11 protein-coding genes are annotated in these 13,875 nt (G+C 55.3%); 3 read left to right on the forward strand and 8 right to left on the reverse strand.

The window, feature by feature from the left end:
- Positions 1 to 37: 37 nt before the first annotated feature.
- A complete protein-coding gene (gene cysI, locus AC3WOK_RS20485; protein WP_063430515.1) occupies positions 38 to 1,750 on the reverse strand; it encodes an assimilatory sulfite reductase (NADPH) hemoprotein subunit in 1,713 nt (570 codons plus the stop codon).
- The gene (cysJ, locus tag AC3WOK_RS20490; RefSeq protein WP_492355042.1) at positions 1,750 to 3,555 is read right to left on the reverse strand and encodes an NADPH-dependent assimilatory sulfite reductase flavoprotein subunit; all 1,806 of its coding nucleotides are present in this window, start codon (positions 3,553 to 3,555) and stop codon (positions 1,750 to 1,752) included. Before cysJ ends, cysI begins: the two co-directional genes overlap by 1 nt.
- A gap of 305 nt (positions 3,556 to 3,860) precedes the next feature.
- Between cysJ and queD the strand changes: the two genes are divergently transcribed.
- A complete protein-coding gene (gene queD / locus AC3WOK_RS20495; RefSeq protein ID WP_010434567.1) occupies positions 3,861 to 4,223 on the forward strand; it encodes a 6-carboxytetrahydropterin synthase QueD in 363 nt (120 codons plus the stop codon).
- Between the two features lie 88 nt (positions 4,224 to 4,311).
- Here the strand turns inward: queD and queE are convergent, their stop codons facing one another.
- From queE to AC3WOK_RS20510, 3 genes are read right to left on the reverse strand one after another with little or no spacing between them, the layout of a single operon-like run.
- The gene (gene queE, locus AC3WOK_RS20500) at positions 4,312 to 4,983 is read right to left on the reverse strand and encodes a 7-carboxy-7-deazaguanine synthase QueE (protein ID WP_023309006.1); all 672 of its coding nucleotides are present in this window, start codon (positions 4,981 to 4,983) and stop codon (positions 4,312 to 4,314) included.
- A 54-nt stretch (positions 4,984 to 5,037) separates the two neighbouring features.
- Positions 5,038 to 5,745 carry an N-acetylmannosamine-6-phosphate 2-epimerase gene (locus AC3WOK_RS20505; protein WP_063956892.1) on the reverse strand — a complete coding sequence of 236 codons (708 nt, stop codon included), beginning with the start codon at positions 5,743 to 5,745 and terminating at the stop codon, positions 5,038 to 5,040.
- Entirely contained in the window at positions 5,745 to 7,304 is a 1,560-nt protein-coding gene (locus AC3WOK_RS20510; protein WP_063957267.1) for a PTS transporter subunit EIIC, read from the reverse strand. The genes AC3WOK_RS20505 and AC3WOK_RS20510 overlap by 1 nt, the downstream gene beginning before the upstream one ends.
- A gap of 165 nt (positions 7,305 to 7,469) precedes the next feature.
- On the opposite strand from AC3WOK_RS20510, the gene AC3WOK_RS20515 reads away from it, so the two are divergent.
- Entirely contained in the window at positions 7,470 to 8,294 is an 825-nt protein-coding gene (locus tag AC3WOK_RS20515; RefSeq protein WP_063430509.1) for a MurR/RpiR family transcriptional regulator, read from the forward strand.
- 358 nt (positions 8,295 to 8,652) lie between these two features.
- A complete protein-coding gene (locus AC3WOK_RS20520) occupies positions 8,653 to 9,762 on the forward strand; it encodes an SDR family oxidoreductase (protein ID WP_492355043.1) in 1,110 nt (369 codons plus the stop codon).
- A gap of 53 nt (positions 9,763 to 9,815) precedes the next feature.
- On the opposite strand, the gene eno is transcribed toward AC3WOK_RS20520, so the two are convergent.
- The 3 genes from eno to mazG all read right to left on the reverse strand — a co-directional run bounded on the left by eno (position 9,816) and on the right by mazG (position 13,849).
- Positions 9,816 to 11,114: a phosphopyruvate hydratase gene (eno, locus tag AC3WOK_RS20525; protein ID WP_045330584.1), complete on the reverse strand. Its 1,299-nt coding sequence runs from the start codon at positions 11,112 to 11,114 to the stop codon at positions 9,816 to 9,818.
- Positions 11,115 to 11,196: 82 nt separating this feature from the next.
- The gene (gene pyrG, locus AC3WOK_RS20530; RefSeq protein WP_492355044.1) at positions 11,197 to 12,834 is read right to left on the reverse strand and encodes a glutamine hydrolyzing CTP synthase; all 1,638 of its coding nucleotides are present in this window, start codon (positions 12,832 to 12,834) and stop codon (positions 11,197 to 11,199) included.
- A 223-nt stretch (positions 12,835 to 13,057) separates the two neighbouring features.
- Positions 13,058 to 13,849 carry a nucleoside triphosphate pyrophosphohydrolase gene (gene mazG, locus AC3WOK_RS20535; RefSeq protein ID WP_447856140.1) on the reverse strand — a complete coding sequence of 264 codons (792 nt, stop codon included), beginning with the start codon at positions 13,847 to 13,849 and terminating at the stop codon, positions 13,058 to 13,060.
- Positions 13,850 to 13,875: the final 26 nt, after the last annotated feature.

Genomic DNA, 13,875 nt, shown 5'->3' on the forward strand with positions numbered 1-13,875 from the left:
GGCCCGGTAAGCGAAGCGCCACCGGGCAAAGGATGGGTTACTCCCAGAAATCCCTGGCGGGATCGAGCACCGGGCGAATGATGCCCGCACGCACCGTAAAGTCGCCGAAGCCTTCACCCGCTTCGCGCTCTTTCGCCCAGCGCCCGACAAGCTCGTCAATGGAATCGAGAATTTCCGGTTCCGTGATATTTTCGCGATACATCCGCGGAATACGCGTCCCCATACGGTTGCCGCCCAGGTGTACGTTGTAGCGACCCGGCGCTTTGCCCACCAGGCCGAGCTCGGCCAGCATCGCGCGACCGCAGCCGTTCGGACAGCCGGTGACGCGCATAACAATATGCTCGTCCGGAATGCCGTGTTTTTCCAGAATCGCTTCTACCTTGTCAGTAAATGACGGCAGGAAACGTTCCGCTTCGGCCATCGCCAGCGGGCAGGTCGGGAACGACACGCAGGCCATTGAGTTTTCGCGCTGCGGTTTAACCGCATCCATCAACCCATGATCGCGCGCCAGCTTCTCGATCTTCGCCTTCTGGCTCTCCGGCACGCCGGCAATAATCAGGTTCTGGTTGGCGGTAATGCGGAACTCGCCTTTATGGATCTTCGCAATTTCCAGCAAACCGGTTTTCAGCGGACGGCCCGGGTAGTCCAGAATACGGCCGTTTTCGATAAACAGCGTCAGGTGCCATTTATTGTCGATGCCTTTTACCCAGCCAATACGATCGCCGCGGCCGGTGAATTCGTAAGGGCGGACAGGCTCAAATTTGATCCCCGCGCGACGTTCCACTTCCTCTTTGAACGTCTCAACACCCACGCGCTCCAGGGTGTATTTGGTTTTCGCATTTTTACGGTCGGTACGGTTGCCCCAGTCGCGCTGGGTAGTAACCACGGCTTCGGCCACGGCCAGCGTGTGCTCCAGCGGCAGGAAGCCGAACTCGCTCGCGGTGCGGGCATAGGTTTTCTTGTTACCGTGCTCAATGGACAGGCCGCCGCCCACCAGCAGGTTAAAGCCGACCAGCTTGCCGTTCTCGGCAATCGCCACGAAGTTCATGTCGTTAGCGTGCAGGTCGATATCGTTCTGCGGCGGGATCACCACCGTAGTTTTAAACTTACGCGGCAGGTAGGTCTGGCCCAGGATCGGCTCTTCGTCCGTGGTCGCGACTTTTTCCTGATCGAGCCAGATCTCTGCATAAGCGCGGGTGCGCGGCAGCAGGTGCTCGGAGATCTTCTTCGCCCACTCGTACGCTTCGGCGTGCAGCTCGGACTCATACGGGTTCGACGTGCAGAGCACGTTACGGTTCATGTCGTTGGCGGTCGCCAGCGCGTCCAGCCCGACGGAGTGGAGCATCTGGTGCACCGGCTTCACGTTCTTCTTCAGAATGCCGTGGAACTGGAAGGTCTGACGGTTGGTCAGACGGATGCTGCCGTAAATGGTGTTTTCACCCGCAAACTTGTCGATGGCCTGCCACTGTTTGGTGGTGATCACCCCGCCCGGCAGGCGGCAGCGCAGCAGCATCGCATGGCGCGGCTCCAGCTTCTGTTCAGCACGCTCGGCGCGAATGTCGCGGTCATCCTGCTGGTACATCCCGTGGAAGCGGATCAGCAGGAAGTTGTCGCCTTTGAAACCGCCGGTGAGACCGTCATTCAGATCTTCAGCAATGGTGCCGCGCAGGTAGTTGCTTTCCAGCTTCATGCGCTCGGCGTCTGTCAGTTTACCTTCGACCACCAGTGGCCCTGGATGTTTTTCGCTCATTAGTAGACATCTCGCTGATAACGGCGCTCAACGCGCAGCTCACTTAAAAATTCATCCGCCGTTTCGGCATCCATACCGCCGAATTCGGCAATCACTTCCAGCAGTGCCTGCTCAACGTCCTTCGCCATGCGATTGGCGTCGCCGCAGACATAAATGTGGGCACCGTCATTGATCCAGCGCCACAGCTCTGCGCCCTGTTCGCGCAGTTTGTCTTGTACGTATACTTTTTCTTTCTGGTCGCGGGACCAGGCCAGATCGATGCGGGTCAGTACGCCCTCTTTCACATAGCGCTGCCACTCAACCTGGTAGAGGAAATCTTCCGTAAAGTGCGGGTTGCCGAAGAACAGCCAGTTTTTACCCGGCGCCTCGTCCGCCGCGCGCTGCTGCATAAAGGCGCGGAAAGGCGCAATGCCGGTGCCCGGGCCAATCATGATGACCGGGGTTTCCGGGTTCGTCGGCAGGCGGAAGTTGTCGTTGTGCTCGATGAAGACGCGAACCTCACCGTCTTCCTCCACGCGGTCAGCCAGGAAACCCGAGGCTCCGCCCGTGCGGACGCGGCCTTCAATGTCATAACGCACCACGCCCACGGTGATATGCACTTCGCTCTCCACTTCTGCCTGGGAAGAGGCAATGGAGTACAGGCGTGGAGTCAGCGGACGCAGCAGCCCAATCAGCGCGTCGGCGTCCAGCTGTGCCGGAGAGAAACGCACCATATCGACAATCGGCGTGGTCGCCGCGTAATGCTGCAGCTTCGCCTTGTCGCCCACCAGCGGCAGCAGCGATTCGCTGCGCGTTAAGGTGGCATAATTTTCGACGATATTCGGGGTGTTCACCGTCAGCTCGAAGTGCCACTGCAGCGCGTCGGAAAGCGGCTGGGTTTTGCCGTCAACGGTGACAGGCTCGTCACCCTTCAGCCACAGCAGCTCAACCAGCTCCTTCACCAGCGCCGGATCGTTCTGATACCAGACCCCCAGCGCGTCGCCCGGCTGGTAGCGCAGGCCAGAGTCGCCGAGATCGATCTCGATATGGCGCACGTCTTTTTCCGAGTCGCGGCCGGTAATTTTCTGGTTCACCGCCAGGCTCGCGACCAGCGGGGCCTCTTTGGTGTACGGGCTGGTGTGAATGTCGTTGACGGCACCCGTCGCGGCGAACGCGGCCTGCGCCGGCGTCTCTTTCGGCACGCGGGCTTTCAGCACCTCAACGATGCGCGCACGCCATTCCGCGGCGGCGGGCTGGTATTCAACATCCGCATCTACGCGGTCCAGCAGGCGCTCTGCGCCCAGCTCCGCCAGCTTGCTGTCGAAGTCTTTACCAGACTGGCAGAAGAATTCATAGGAGGTATCGCCCAGGCCAAAGACGGCAAACGCGGTGCCGTCCAGTTTTGGCGCTTTTTTCGAGAACAGGAACTTGTGCAACGCCACCGCTTCTTCAGCGGGCTCACCTTCACCCTGGGTAGAGGCGACAACCACCAGCAGTTTTTCCGACGCGATTTGCTTGAATTTATAATCCCCGGCGTTGACCAGGTTCACGTTCAGTTTGGCGGCCAGCAGATCGTCACGCAGCGCTTCGGCCACGCGGCGGGCATTGCCCGTCTGAGAAGCCGAAATCAGGGTAATGGCCGGAATTTCAACGGCCGTTGCCGGTGCCCCTGCCACAGCGCCAGGCTGCTGGTTGAGCATTCCCCAGAAATAACCGGAGACCCAGGCAAGCTGAGTGGGAGAAAAATCAGAGGTGGCTGCCTGAAGGCGCGCCAGTTGCTCCGGGTTCAGGGGAAGCAAATTTGAAGGTGGGGCCTGTGTTGTCATGCGTTGTTATGTTCCAGTAGCAAAGCGGAATTTATGCAAAAAGACCAAACTAGAGATAAGGTTAACGGCGAGGATAATAACAATTAAAGAAGGGATGGAAATAATAAATAACCAAATGGACTAACCTGTTTTAGTCATCATTCTTAGCGATAAAACCGATTAATTAACGCTTTGAAATTTATTAAGAAAAACCGAGAAAAACGCCGTTTAACGGACGTTCAGGCTTCAGAGCCGTTTTAGTTAATGCTAAAAATTGTGCTTTCCGGTACTATGCGGCGGTTTTTTCCGCATTACTGAGAGCGATCATGTCCACCACACTGTTTAAAGATTTCACCTTCGAAGCCGCCCACCACCTTCCGCATGTTCCTGAAGGACATAAATGCGGCCGTCTGCACGGGCATTCGTTTATGGTGCGTCTTGAGATCACCGGTGAAGTTGATCCGCATACCGGTTGGATCATGGATTTTGCTGAACTAAAGGCGGCGTTTAAGCCGACCTACGATCGTCTGGATCATTACTACCTGAATGATATCCCGGGCCTTGAAAACCCGACCAGCGAAGTTCTGGCGAAATGGATTTGGGATCAGATGAAACCGCTGGTACCGCTGCTGAGCGCGGTGATGATCAAAGAGACCTGTACGGCAGGCTGCGTGTATCGCGGCGAGTGATGCTTGCCGGGTGGCGGCTTCGCCTTACCCGGCCTACAAACGCCTCGAACCGCAGGCCCGGTAAGCGCTAGCGCCACCGGGCTTTTTTTTAGGCAATATTCAGGTACTTGTGCGTCTGCATTGATAAGCGCCAGTTACGCGCAATACAGGTTTCAATGCACAGGCGCGTCGCGTCCTCTTTCTGGCTGATAGGCTGCAGGGCAATCACCCGCTGCTTTTCGTCCGTCAGCGTCGCCAGCAGTTCATCCAGCGCTTCGATATCACGCACGCGCCCGACAGGGTGCTTAATCTCATCCGCGCGCTCCAGCGCCTGAGACAGCACGTCGTACCCGCCGCGCATATTCACTTTTGGCGATACCGTCACCCAGGTGGTGTGCGAGCAGCGCACTTCATGGGTGCCGCTGGTTTCAATCTGGCAGCTGTAGCCGTTCTTTTCGAGCAGCTCGGTCAGCGGGGTCAGATCGTGGATGCAGGGCTCACCGCCGGTGATCACCACGTGGCGCGCCGTCCAGCCCTGACGACCAATAATGGCCAGCAGATCTTCTGAACTGCCCGCGCCCCACTTATCGCTCTCTTTGGTTTTCGCCAGAATGCTAAACAGCGACACTTCCCGATCTGCGAGCTTATCCCACGTATGTTTGGTATCACACCAGGCACAGCCAACCGGGCATCCCTGTAAACGGATAAAGATAGCGGGAACGCCGGTAAAGTAACCCTCGCCTTGCAGGGTCTGGAACATCTCGTTAATCGGGTACTGCATAGTCATCTCAGTAAAGGGGATAAACGATAAGTATCGCAGATCCCCGCCGGATGGTCATGCTCCATCGGTGCTTTGCGCGCCTATCGCCGCCATAAACCGTTCGGTAATTTGCTGGGGACGGGTGATTGCGCCGCCGACAACAACCGTATGCGCGCCCAGCGCCAGGCATCTGGCCGCACGCTCTGGGGTATCCACGTTGCCTTCGGCAACCACGGGAACCGTAACCGCTGCCAGCACCGCCTTCAGGAACGCACAGTCATTCTCAGGAAGCGAATGGCCCGCGGTGTCCGCCGTATAGCCATAAAGCGTGGTGCCGATGCAATCAAAACCCAGCGCCTGCGCCGTCGCGGCCTCGTCCACGGAGGCAATATCCGCCATCAGCAACACCGAGGGATAATGTGAGCGGATGCGCGCGACCAGTGCGCCCAGGGCTTCCCCTCCGGGGCGTTCCCGCGCCGTCGCGTCAAGGGCAATGATTTCAGGGGAGACGGTCATGAGCTCATCCACTTCTTTCATCGTCGCGGTGATAAACACCTCGCTCTCGGGATAATCCCGCTTGATGATGCCGATAACGGGCAGCGACACCTGCTGTTTAATGGCCGCGATATCCACCACGCTGTTGGCGCGAATGGCGGCGGCTCCGCCCTGTGCCGCCGCCAGCGCCATTCGCGACATAATAAACGGGCTGTGTAACGGTTCGTTTTCCAGCGCCTGACAGGAGACGACCAGTTTTCCCTTCAGGTTATCCAGTACGGTTTTCATTACGATAAGATCTCTTCCACTTCGTTTTTGATAATCGTGACGTGCGGGCCATAAATGACCTGTACACCGTTACCGCGCACGATAACGCCGCGCGCGCCGGTGGCCTTCAGCGCCGCGTCATTCACCTTGCTGCCGTCTTTGACCGTGACGCGAAGACGCGTGGCGCAGCAGTCCACCTCTTCCAGATTCTCTTTTCCGCCTAATCCGGCGATCACCGCCGCGGCGCGTTCGCTTTGCGGGAGGGTCACCTCGTCAGCCACCGCCTCCTTTTCGCGGCCCGGCGTGGCGAAATCGAAGCGGTTAATCAGGTAGCGGAACGTAAAGTAGTAAAGGAAGAACCACGGCACGCCGACCAGCGGAACGAACATCCAGTTAGTTTTGGCCTCGCCCTGCAAAATGCCGAACAGCACGAAGTCGATAAAGCCGCCGGAGAAGGTTTGCCCGATGGTGATATGCAGCATGTGCGCGAGCATGAAGGCCAGCCCGTCAAACAGCGCATGGATGACGTAGAGCACTGGCGCAATAAACAGGAAGGAGAACTCGATGGGTTCGGTAATCCCCGTCAGGAACGAGGTTAACGCCGCAGAGAGCAGTAGCCCGGCCACGCGTTTTTTGTTCTCTGGTTTTGCCGTGTGGTACATCGCCAGACACGCGCCGAGCAGGCCAAACATCATCGTAATAAAGCGCCCGGACATGAAGCGTGACGTGCCTTCGTAGAACTGGCGCGTGGTGGGATCGGCCAGCTGGGCGAAGAAGATCCGCTGTGTGCCCTCAACCAAATGACCGTTGACGATTTCACTGCCGCCAAGCGCGGTGGTCCAGAAAGGCAGATAGAAAATGTGGTGCAAACCAAACGGACCCAGCATGCGTAGAATAAAGCCGTACAGCAGAGTACCCAGATAGCCGGTGGCATCCACCAGCCCGCCGAGACCAAAAATCAGTTTCTGGAAATGCGGCCAGACCACGGTCATTGCCGCCCCGACGAGTATCGCTGCCAGGGAGCTGATAATGGGGACAAAGCGCGAGCCGCCAAAGAACCCGAGAAACTGCGGAAGCGCAATTTTATTAAACCGATGATGGAGCGCGCAGGTCACCAGCCCAATCACTACACCGCCAAACACGCCGGTTTCCAGCGTCTGAATACCCAGCGTCATGCCCTGCCCCACGGCACCCGGGTTCTCATGCACCAGTTTGCCGGTAAGGATCAGCAGCGCGTTGATGGTGGCATTCATCACCAGAAACGCGAGCAGCGCCGCCAGCCCAGCCGTGCCCTTATCGCTTTTTGCCAGCCCGACGGCCACCCCAACGGCAAACAGCACCGAGAGGTTCGCAAACACAATTGAACCGGCGCTGCTCATGATGGTGAAAATCGCCTGCAGCCAACCCACGTCTAAAAATGGATAAGCCGTCAGCGTATTGGGATTGGATAACGCGCCGCCTATCCCCAGCAGCAGACCCGCCGCGGGCAATACGGCGATAGGCAACATAAAGGATTTGCCGAAGCGCTGCGCTTTTTCAAACCATCCGCCCGAAGAAGCCCCACTGAACATTTGCATCATTTTTTCATTCCCCCATTTGACGATGAAAATTTTTACCACATTAATATTTAATAGTGAAAATTATCATCAAAAACCAGGAGCCCGATCATACTTTTTCAAAATGACTGGCATCTTTCCCCCGCTTTCCGCCACACTAGGCGCAGAGAAACACATTAAGGACCTGGCATGTCGGACCATGAAAACCTGCTGCTGAAGCTCCGCCAGGAGGCTTCCGGATACAGCCCAACGCAACAAAAACTCGGCGAGTTTGTCCTCAGCGATCCTGCCCGGGTGCTCTACCTGACGATCACCGAGCTGGCGCGCGAGAGCCACACCAGCGAGGCCAGCGTCACGCGTCTTTGCCGGACGCTGGGCTGCAAGGGCTATAACGAATTCAAAATGGCGCTTGCGCTGGATATTCAGCAGGGCCAGCCCGCGCGTCAGTCGGGAGATGACATTGATAACGTCGTGGATGAGTCGGTGCAGGCTTTGCAGGATACCGCCAGACTCCTCGACCGTGCGCTGCTTGAAAAGGCCGCGCTGGCGCTGCATCAGGCGCAGTCCGTGCAGATTTACGGCGTCGCGGCCAGCGCGATCCTCGGGGAGTATCTGCACTACAAGCTGTTGCGTCTGGGGAAACCCGCACAGCTGTTTAGCGATATGCACCGCGCGGCCATGAATGCGACAACGCTTTCGCAGGAGACCCTGGTCGTGGCCATCTCCAGCTCGGGTTCAACGCGGGATTTACTCCACGTGGTGAAACTTGCCCGCAAGCGCGGCGTTAAGGTTCTGGCGCTCAGCAATACGCCCCGCAGCCCGCTGGCGTCTCTGAGCGATATGCAGCTGGTTGCCGCCAAGCCAGAAGGGCCACTGAGCGCAGGCGCGCTCAATGCGAAGGTTGGGGTTATGCTGCTGGTTGAGTTGCTGACCACGTCCATGATTGCGCTGGACGGCCGTTACGGTGACGTTAGCCAGCAAACGGCCAGCGCCACGCTTCCCCTGTTGCTCTAAAAATCCTTCGCAGGCTAAATAAAATAGCCTGCGATTCACGTCGTTTGATTTTAGTTAAGTGGTATTTAAATCATTTATTCAGTAAATGATTGGTGTAACAAAGTATTATATTTATTACATTCTGAATTACTATTTTCTCGCTGAGCAACAGCCTTAAAAACAATAAAAATCAACAATTTAAAATATAAATATTAATAAATTGAATTTTTATCCTGCCTGCAGTGTCCAATAAATCCACCTGATTTCCTTTCCTTAAAATAAGCTTAAGACGCTGTCGGTTTCGGCGTTTTATTATTTAAATGCCGTTTACTTTTGCACGCCTACAATCCGCCTCATCAATCATAATGAGACGGTATTAATGAAGATGTTATTGATTACAGGCGTGACCGGATTTCTGGGCGGTGCAGTACTTGAAAAAATCCTGACCCACGATCGATCCGTAAAACTTCTTTTGCTCGCGCGCGCCGGCGATCCGCAAAGCGGGCTGGAGCGCGTGCTGGAGAATATGCGCAAGTTCAACGTTCCCGAAGACAAGCTGGCTTCCCTGAGCGTGGATAACATACTCATTGGCGATCTCAGCCAGCCTGAAGCCTTTCTGAACGATCCTCGACTGAACCAGGTAACGCATGTCGTTAACTGTGCGGCCGTTGCCTCATTTGGTAATAACCCACTGATCTGGAAGGTCAACGTTGAAGGTACGCTCGCGCTGGCGCGCCGTATGGAGCAGGTCACAGGACTGCAGCGTTTCCTCCACGTTGGCACAGCAATGTCATGCACGCCGGAGCAGGATTCCCTGGTCGCCGAAAGCGCTGAATTCAGAGAGAATGCTGAACACCTGGTGGATTACACCTTGTCGAAGTCAACCATCGAACAGCTGATGCGCCAGGAGTGTCCTGACCTGCCGCTGCTTATCGCCCGTCCGTCCATCGTTGTCGGCCATACCCGTCACGGCTGCACGCCGTCGAGCAGCATTTTCTGGGTCTTCAGCATGGGCCTGATGCTGCAGAAGTTTATGTGCTCAATGGAAGACCGGATCGACGTTGTTCCGGTGGATTATTGCGCCGATGCGCTGTTAATGCTGCTCACCAGCGACGCGCGTCCGGGGGAAGTGGTACACATTTCTGCGGGTGAAGAGAACAGCGTTCGCTTTGCCGATATCGATCAGGCGATGGCGCAAGCGCTGGAGAAAGCACCTGTCGGTGACAAATACGCGCAGGTCAGCTACGAAACGCTGGTCAGAATGCGCCGCGAGCTGAAAACTTTTTTTGGCCCGTGCAACGAACGTCTGATGCTGAAAGCCATGCGGCTATACGGTGCGTTTGCCATGCTTAACGTGCGCTTTAGCAACGATAAGCTGCTGAGCATGGGGATGCCAAAACCCCCCCGGTTTACGGATTACATCGCCCGCTGCGTGCAAACCACCCAGGGGCTGACCATTCCGGAGCAAATGGCGGTCGATTTTAAATAGCCAAAAAAAATGCCAGTCATTCGACTGGCATTTTCATTTTAAGGCTTAAGCAATTATGCCTGGCCTTTGATCTCTTTACGACCGTTGTATGGTGCTTTTTCGCCCAGGGCTTCTTCGATACGAATCAGCTGGTTGTATTTAGCAACACGGTCAGAACGGCTCATAGAACCAGTTTTGATCTGGCCTGCAGCGGTACCCACAGCCAGGTCGGCAATGGTAGCGTCTTCAGTTTCGCCAGAACGGTGAGAGATAACAGCGGTGTAGCCAGCGTCTTTCGCCATTTTGATCGCAGCCAGAGTTTCGGTCAGAGAACCGATCTGGTTGAATTTGATCAGGATGGAGTTAACGATGCCTTTCTCGATGCCTTCTTTCAGGATCTTGGTGTTGGTTACGAACAGATCGTCACCAACCAGCTGGATTTTGTCGCCCAGTACTTTAGTCTGGTATGCGAAACCATCCCAGTCAGACTCGTCCAGACCGTCTTCGATAGAAACGATTGGGTACTGTTTGGTCAGGTCTTCCAGGAAGTGGGTGAACTCTTCGGAGGTGAACGCTTTGTTGCCTTCGCCAGCCAGAACGTATTTACCGTCTTTGTAGAATTCAGATGCTGCACAGTCCATCGCCAGGGTGATGTCTTTGCCCAGCTCGTAGCCAGCCGCTTTTACAGCTTCTGCGATAACAGCCAGTGCTTCTGCGTTAGAACCCAGGTTTGGCGCATAGCCACCTTCGTCACCAACAGCAGTGTTCATACCTTTAGCTTTCAGTACTTTAGCCAGGTTGTGGAACACTTCAGAACCCATACGTACCGCTTCTTTCAGGGATTTCGCGCCAACTGGCTGAATCATGAATTCCTGAATATCAACGTTGTTGTCTGCGTGCTCACCACCGTTGATGATGTTCATCATTGGTACAGGCATGGAGTATTTGCCTGGGGTGCCGTTCAGTTCAGCGATGTGCTCGAACAGTGGCATACCTTTCGCTGCAGCTGCTGCTTTGGCGTTCGCCAGGGAAACAGCCAGGATTGCGTTCGCACCGAAGTTAGATTTGTTTTCAGTACCGTCCAGATCGATCATGATCTTGTCGATGCCAGCCTGGTCTTTGGCGTCTTTGCCAATGATTGCCTGAGCAATAGGACCGTTTACAGCGCCAACCGCTTTCAGTACGCCTTTGCCCAGGAAGCGGGATTTGTCGCCATCGCGCAGTTCCAGCGCTTCGCGGGAACCGGTAGAAGCACCTGATGGAGCAGCAGCCATACCAACGAAACCACCTTCCAGGTGAACTTCGGCTTCAACGGTCGGGTTACCACGGGAGTCGATGATTTCACGACCGATGACTTTAACGATTTTGGACATTAGATTTTCCTCAGTACAAGTTAAACTAAAACTCCAGACAAACAACGCGTACCAAAGGTACGCGTTGCCGTTCTAACTTTTTTTACTTCGCCTGACGCTTCTGGTACTCGCTGGCGGCCTTCACGAAGCCTGCAAACAGCGGATGCCCGTCACGTGGCGTAGAAGTAAATTCCGGGTGGAACTGGCAGGCGACAAACCACGGATGGTTTGGCACTTCAATGATCTCGACTAACTGATCATCCCCGGAGCGGCCCGCAACACGCAGGCCCGCGGCTTCAATTGGTTTCAACAACATGTTGTTGACTTCATAGCGGTGACGATGGCGCTCGGTGATGACCGGCTCGCCATACAGCTTGCGAACCACGCTATCGTCAGACAGCTGGCAAGCCTGTGCGCCAAGACGCATGGTGCCACCCAGATCGCTCTTCTCGGTACGGACTTCGACGTTACCTTCTTCGTCACGCCATTCAGTGATAAGCGCCACTACAGGGTACTTACAGTCTGGCATAAATTCCGTAGAGTTCGCGTTTTCCATTCCCGCTACGTTGCGCGCAAATTCGATCAGCGCAACCTGCATACCCAGGCAGATGCCGAGGTATGGAATATTGTTTTCACGCGCATAGCGCGCGGTGGCGATCTTGCCTTCTACACCACGGTAGCCGAAGCCGCCAGGGATAAGGATAGCATCCAGATCTTTCAGGATTTCAACGCCACGCGTTTCAACGTCCTGTGAATCAATCAGCTTAATGTTCACGGAGACACGGTTCTTCAGACCGCCGTGTTTCAGCGCTTCGATCACTGACTTATAGGCATCCGGCAGTTCAATGTACTTGCCGACCATACCGATAGTCACTTCACCAGCCGGATTGGCTTCTTCGTAAATAACCTGTTCCCATTCAGACAGGTTAGCTTCCGGACAGTTCAAGCTGAATCGTTTACAAATATAATCGTCCAGGCCCTGAGATTTCAACAGGCCCGGGATTTTATAAATGGAATCGACGTCTTTCATTGAAATAACGGCTTTTTCAGGCACGTTACAGAACAATGCAATTTTCGCACGTTCGTTCGCCGGAACGGCGCGATCGGAGCGGCAAACCAGGATGTCTGGCTGAATACCAATAGAGAGCAGCTCTTTCACAGAGTGCTGAGTCGGCTTGGTTTTCACTTCACCTGCGGCTGCCATGTAAGGCACCAGCGTCAGGTGCATGAACAGCGCGTGTTCACGTCCAATATCGACCGCCAGCTGACGAATCGCTTCCAGGAATGGCAGGGATTCGATATCACCTACGGTACCGCCGATTTCCACCAGCACCACGTCGTGGCCTTCGCCACCCGCAACAATGCGTTCTTTGATTGCGTTAGTGATGTGCGGGATAACCTGAACGGTTGCACCCAGATAGTCACCACGGCGCTCTTTACGCAGAACGTCGGAGTAGATGCGGCCAGTCGTGAAGTTGTTACGACGGGTCATTTTGGTGCGGATGAAACGCTCGTAGTGGCCAAGATCCAGATCGGTTTCAGCGCCGTCTTCAGTAACGAACACTTCCCCGTGTTGGATTGGGCTCATGGTGCCCGGATCGACGTTGATGTACGGATCCAGTTTCATCATGGTCACATTGAGGCCACGGGCTTCAAGAATGGCTGCGAGGGAGGCTGCGGCAATGCCTTTACCCAGAGAGGATACGACCCCGCCGGTCACAAAAATATAGTTCGTTGTCATGCTGAACCTGAGAAGTTAGGGTGAAACGATGGAATAACCAGGACGGGAAAGTAGTATACCCGAACAAGGCGAGCGCCACAAACTTTCATTCTCCGTCTCCATTCCAGGCCATGACAAACATAAGGAGTGAGAAAATAGCCCCTTTTGGGTAAATGTTTTTGACGCAAATCAAGCGCTTGTCATTTAAAAAATCACACAAATTGCGCTTGATCGCAAAATTCCGTTAGAGATCAGATTCCTGGCGTTTTACTTCCTGCCAGACTTCTTCCATGGCTTCGAGGTCGATTCCGGTCATTTTCAGGCCGCGCGAGGCCACAATCCGCTCAACTTCGCGAAAGCGTCGTTCGAATTTTATGTTGGCTTTTTGCAGGGCCGTTTCCGCTTTTACACCCAGGTGGCGCGAAAGGTTGACGGTTGCAAACAGCAGATCGCCCATCTCTTCTTCGAGCTTCGCTTCATCCACTACCGCCTGCTGCGCTTCGTGCATCACTTCATCAATCTCTTCGTGCACTTTGTCCAGCACCGGGCCGAGGGAGGTCCAGTCAAACCCCACGGCGGAGCAGCGTTTCTGAATTTTATGCGCGCGCATCAGCGCGGGCAGGCTCATCGGGATGTCATCCAGCGCGGAGTGCTGGGATTTTTCTGCGCGCTCGGCGCTTTTAATTTGCTCCCAGCGGGCCAGCACCTCGGTGCTGTTCCCTGCGGTGGCATCGCCGAAAATATGGGGATGACGGCGCTCCAGCTTATCGCTGATGGCAGCGCAGATATCGTCAAAGTTAAAGCGCCCCTCTTCCTGCGCCATTTGCGCATAGAACACCACCTGGAAGAGCAGATCGCCCAGCTCGCCGCGCAGGTCGTCAAAATCTTCGCGGGAAATGGCGTCCAGCACCTCATAGGTCTCTTCGAGGGTATACGGGGCGATGGTGGCAAAAGTCTGCTCTTTGTCCCATGGGCAGCCGTTTTCCGGGTCGCGAAGACGTTTCATGATGCCGAGCAGGCGGTCGATTTGAGTCATAATCTGTTCCATTAAAAAACAAGCCG

Source organism: Enterobacter sp. FW301-JW81, assembly GCF_058788735.1.

Bases quoted from the DNA above. Each gene is read 5' to 3' on its own strand.
- cysI (WP_063430515.1), bottom strand. From the start codon at position 1,750: ATGAGCGAAAAACATCCAGGGCCACTGGTGGTCGAAGGTAAACTGACA.
- AC3WOK_RS20510 (WP_063957267.1), bottom strand. From the start codon at position 7,304: ATGATGCAAATGTTCAGTGGGGCTTCTTCGGGCGGATGGTTTGAAAAA.
- pyrG (WP_492355044.1), bottom strand. From the start codon at position 12,834: ATGACAACGAACTATATTTTTGTGACCGGCGGGGTCGTATCCTCTCTG.
- mazG (WP_447856140.1), bottom strand. From the start codon at position 13,849: ATGACTCAAATCGACCGCCTGCTCGGCATCATGAAACGTCTTCGCGAC.
- eno (WP_045330584.1), bottom strand. From the start codon at position 11,114: ATGTCCAAAATCGTTAAAGTCATCGGTCGTGAAATCATCGACTCCCGT.
- AC3WOK_RS20515 (WP_063430509.1), top strand. From the start codon at position 7,470: ATGTCGGACCATGAAAACCTGCTGCTGAAGCTCCGCCAGGAGGCTTCC.
- AC3WOK_RS20520 (WP_492355043.1), top strand. From the start codon at position 8,653: ATGAAGATGTTATTGATTACAGGCGTGACCGGATTTCTGGGCGGTGCA.
- AC3WOK_RS20505 (WP_063956892.1), bottom strand. From the start codon at position 5,745: ATGAAAACCGTACTGGATAACCTGAAGGGAAAACTGGTCGTCTCCTGT.
- queD (WP_010434567.1), top strand. From the start codon at position 3,861: ATGTCCACCACACTGTTTAAAGATTTCACCTTCGAAGCCGCCCACCAC.
- queE (WP_023309006.1), bottom strand. From the start codon at position 4,983: ATGCAGTACCCGATTAACGAGATGTTCCAGACCCTGCAAGGCGAGGGT.
- cysJ (WP_492355042.1), bottom strand. From the start codon at position 3,555: ATGACAACACAGGCCCCACCTTCAAATTTGCTTCCCCTGAACCCGGAG.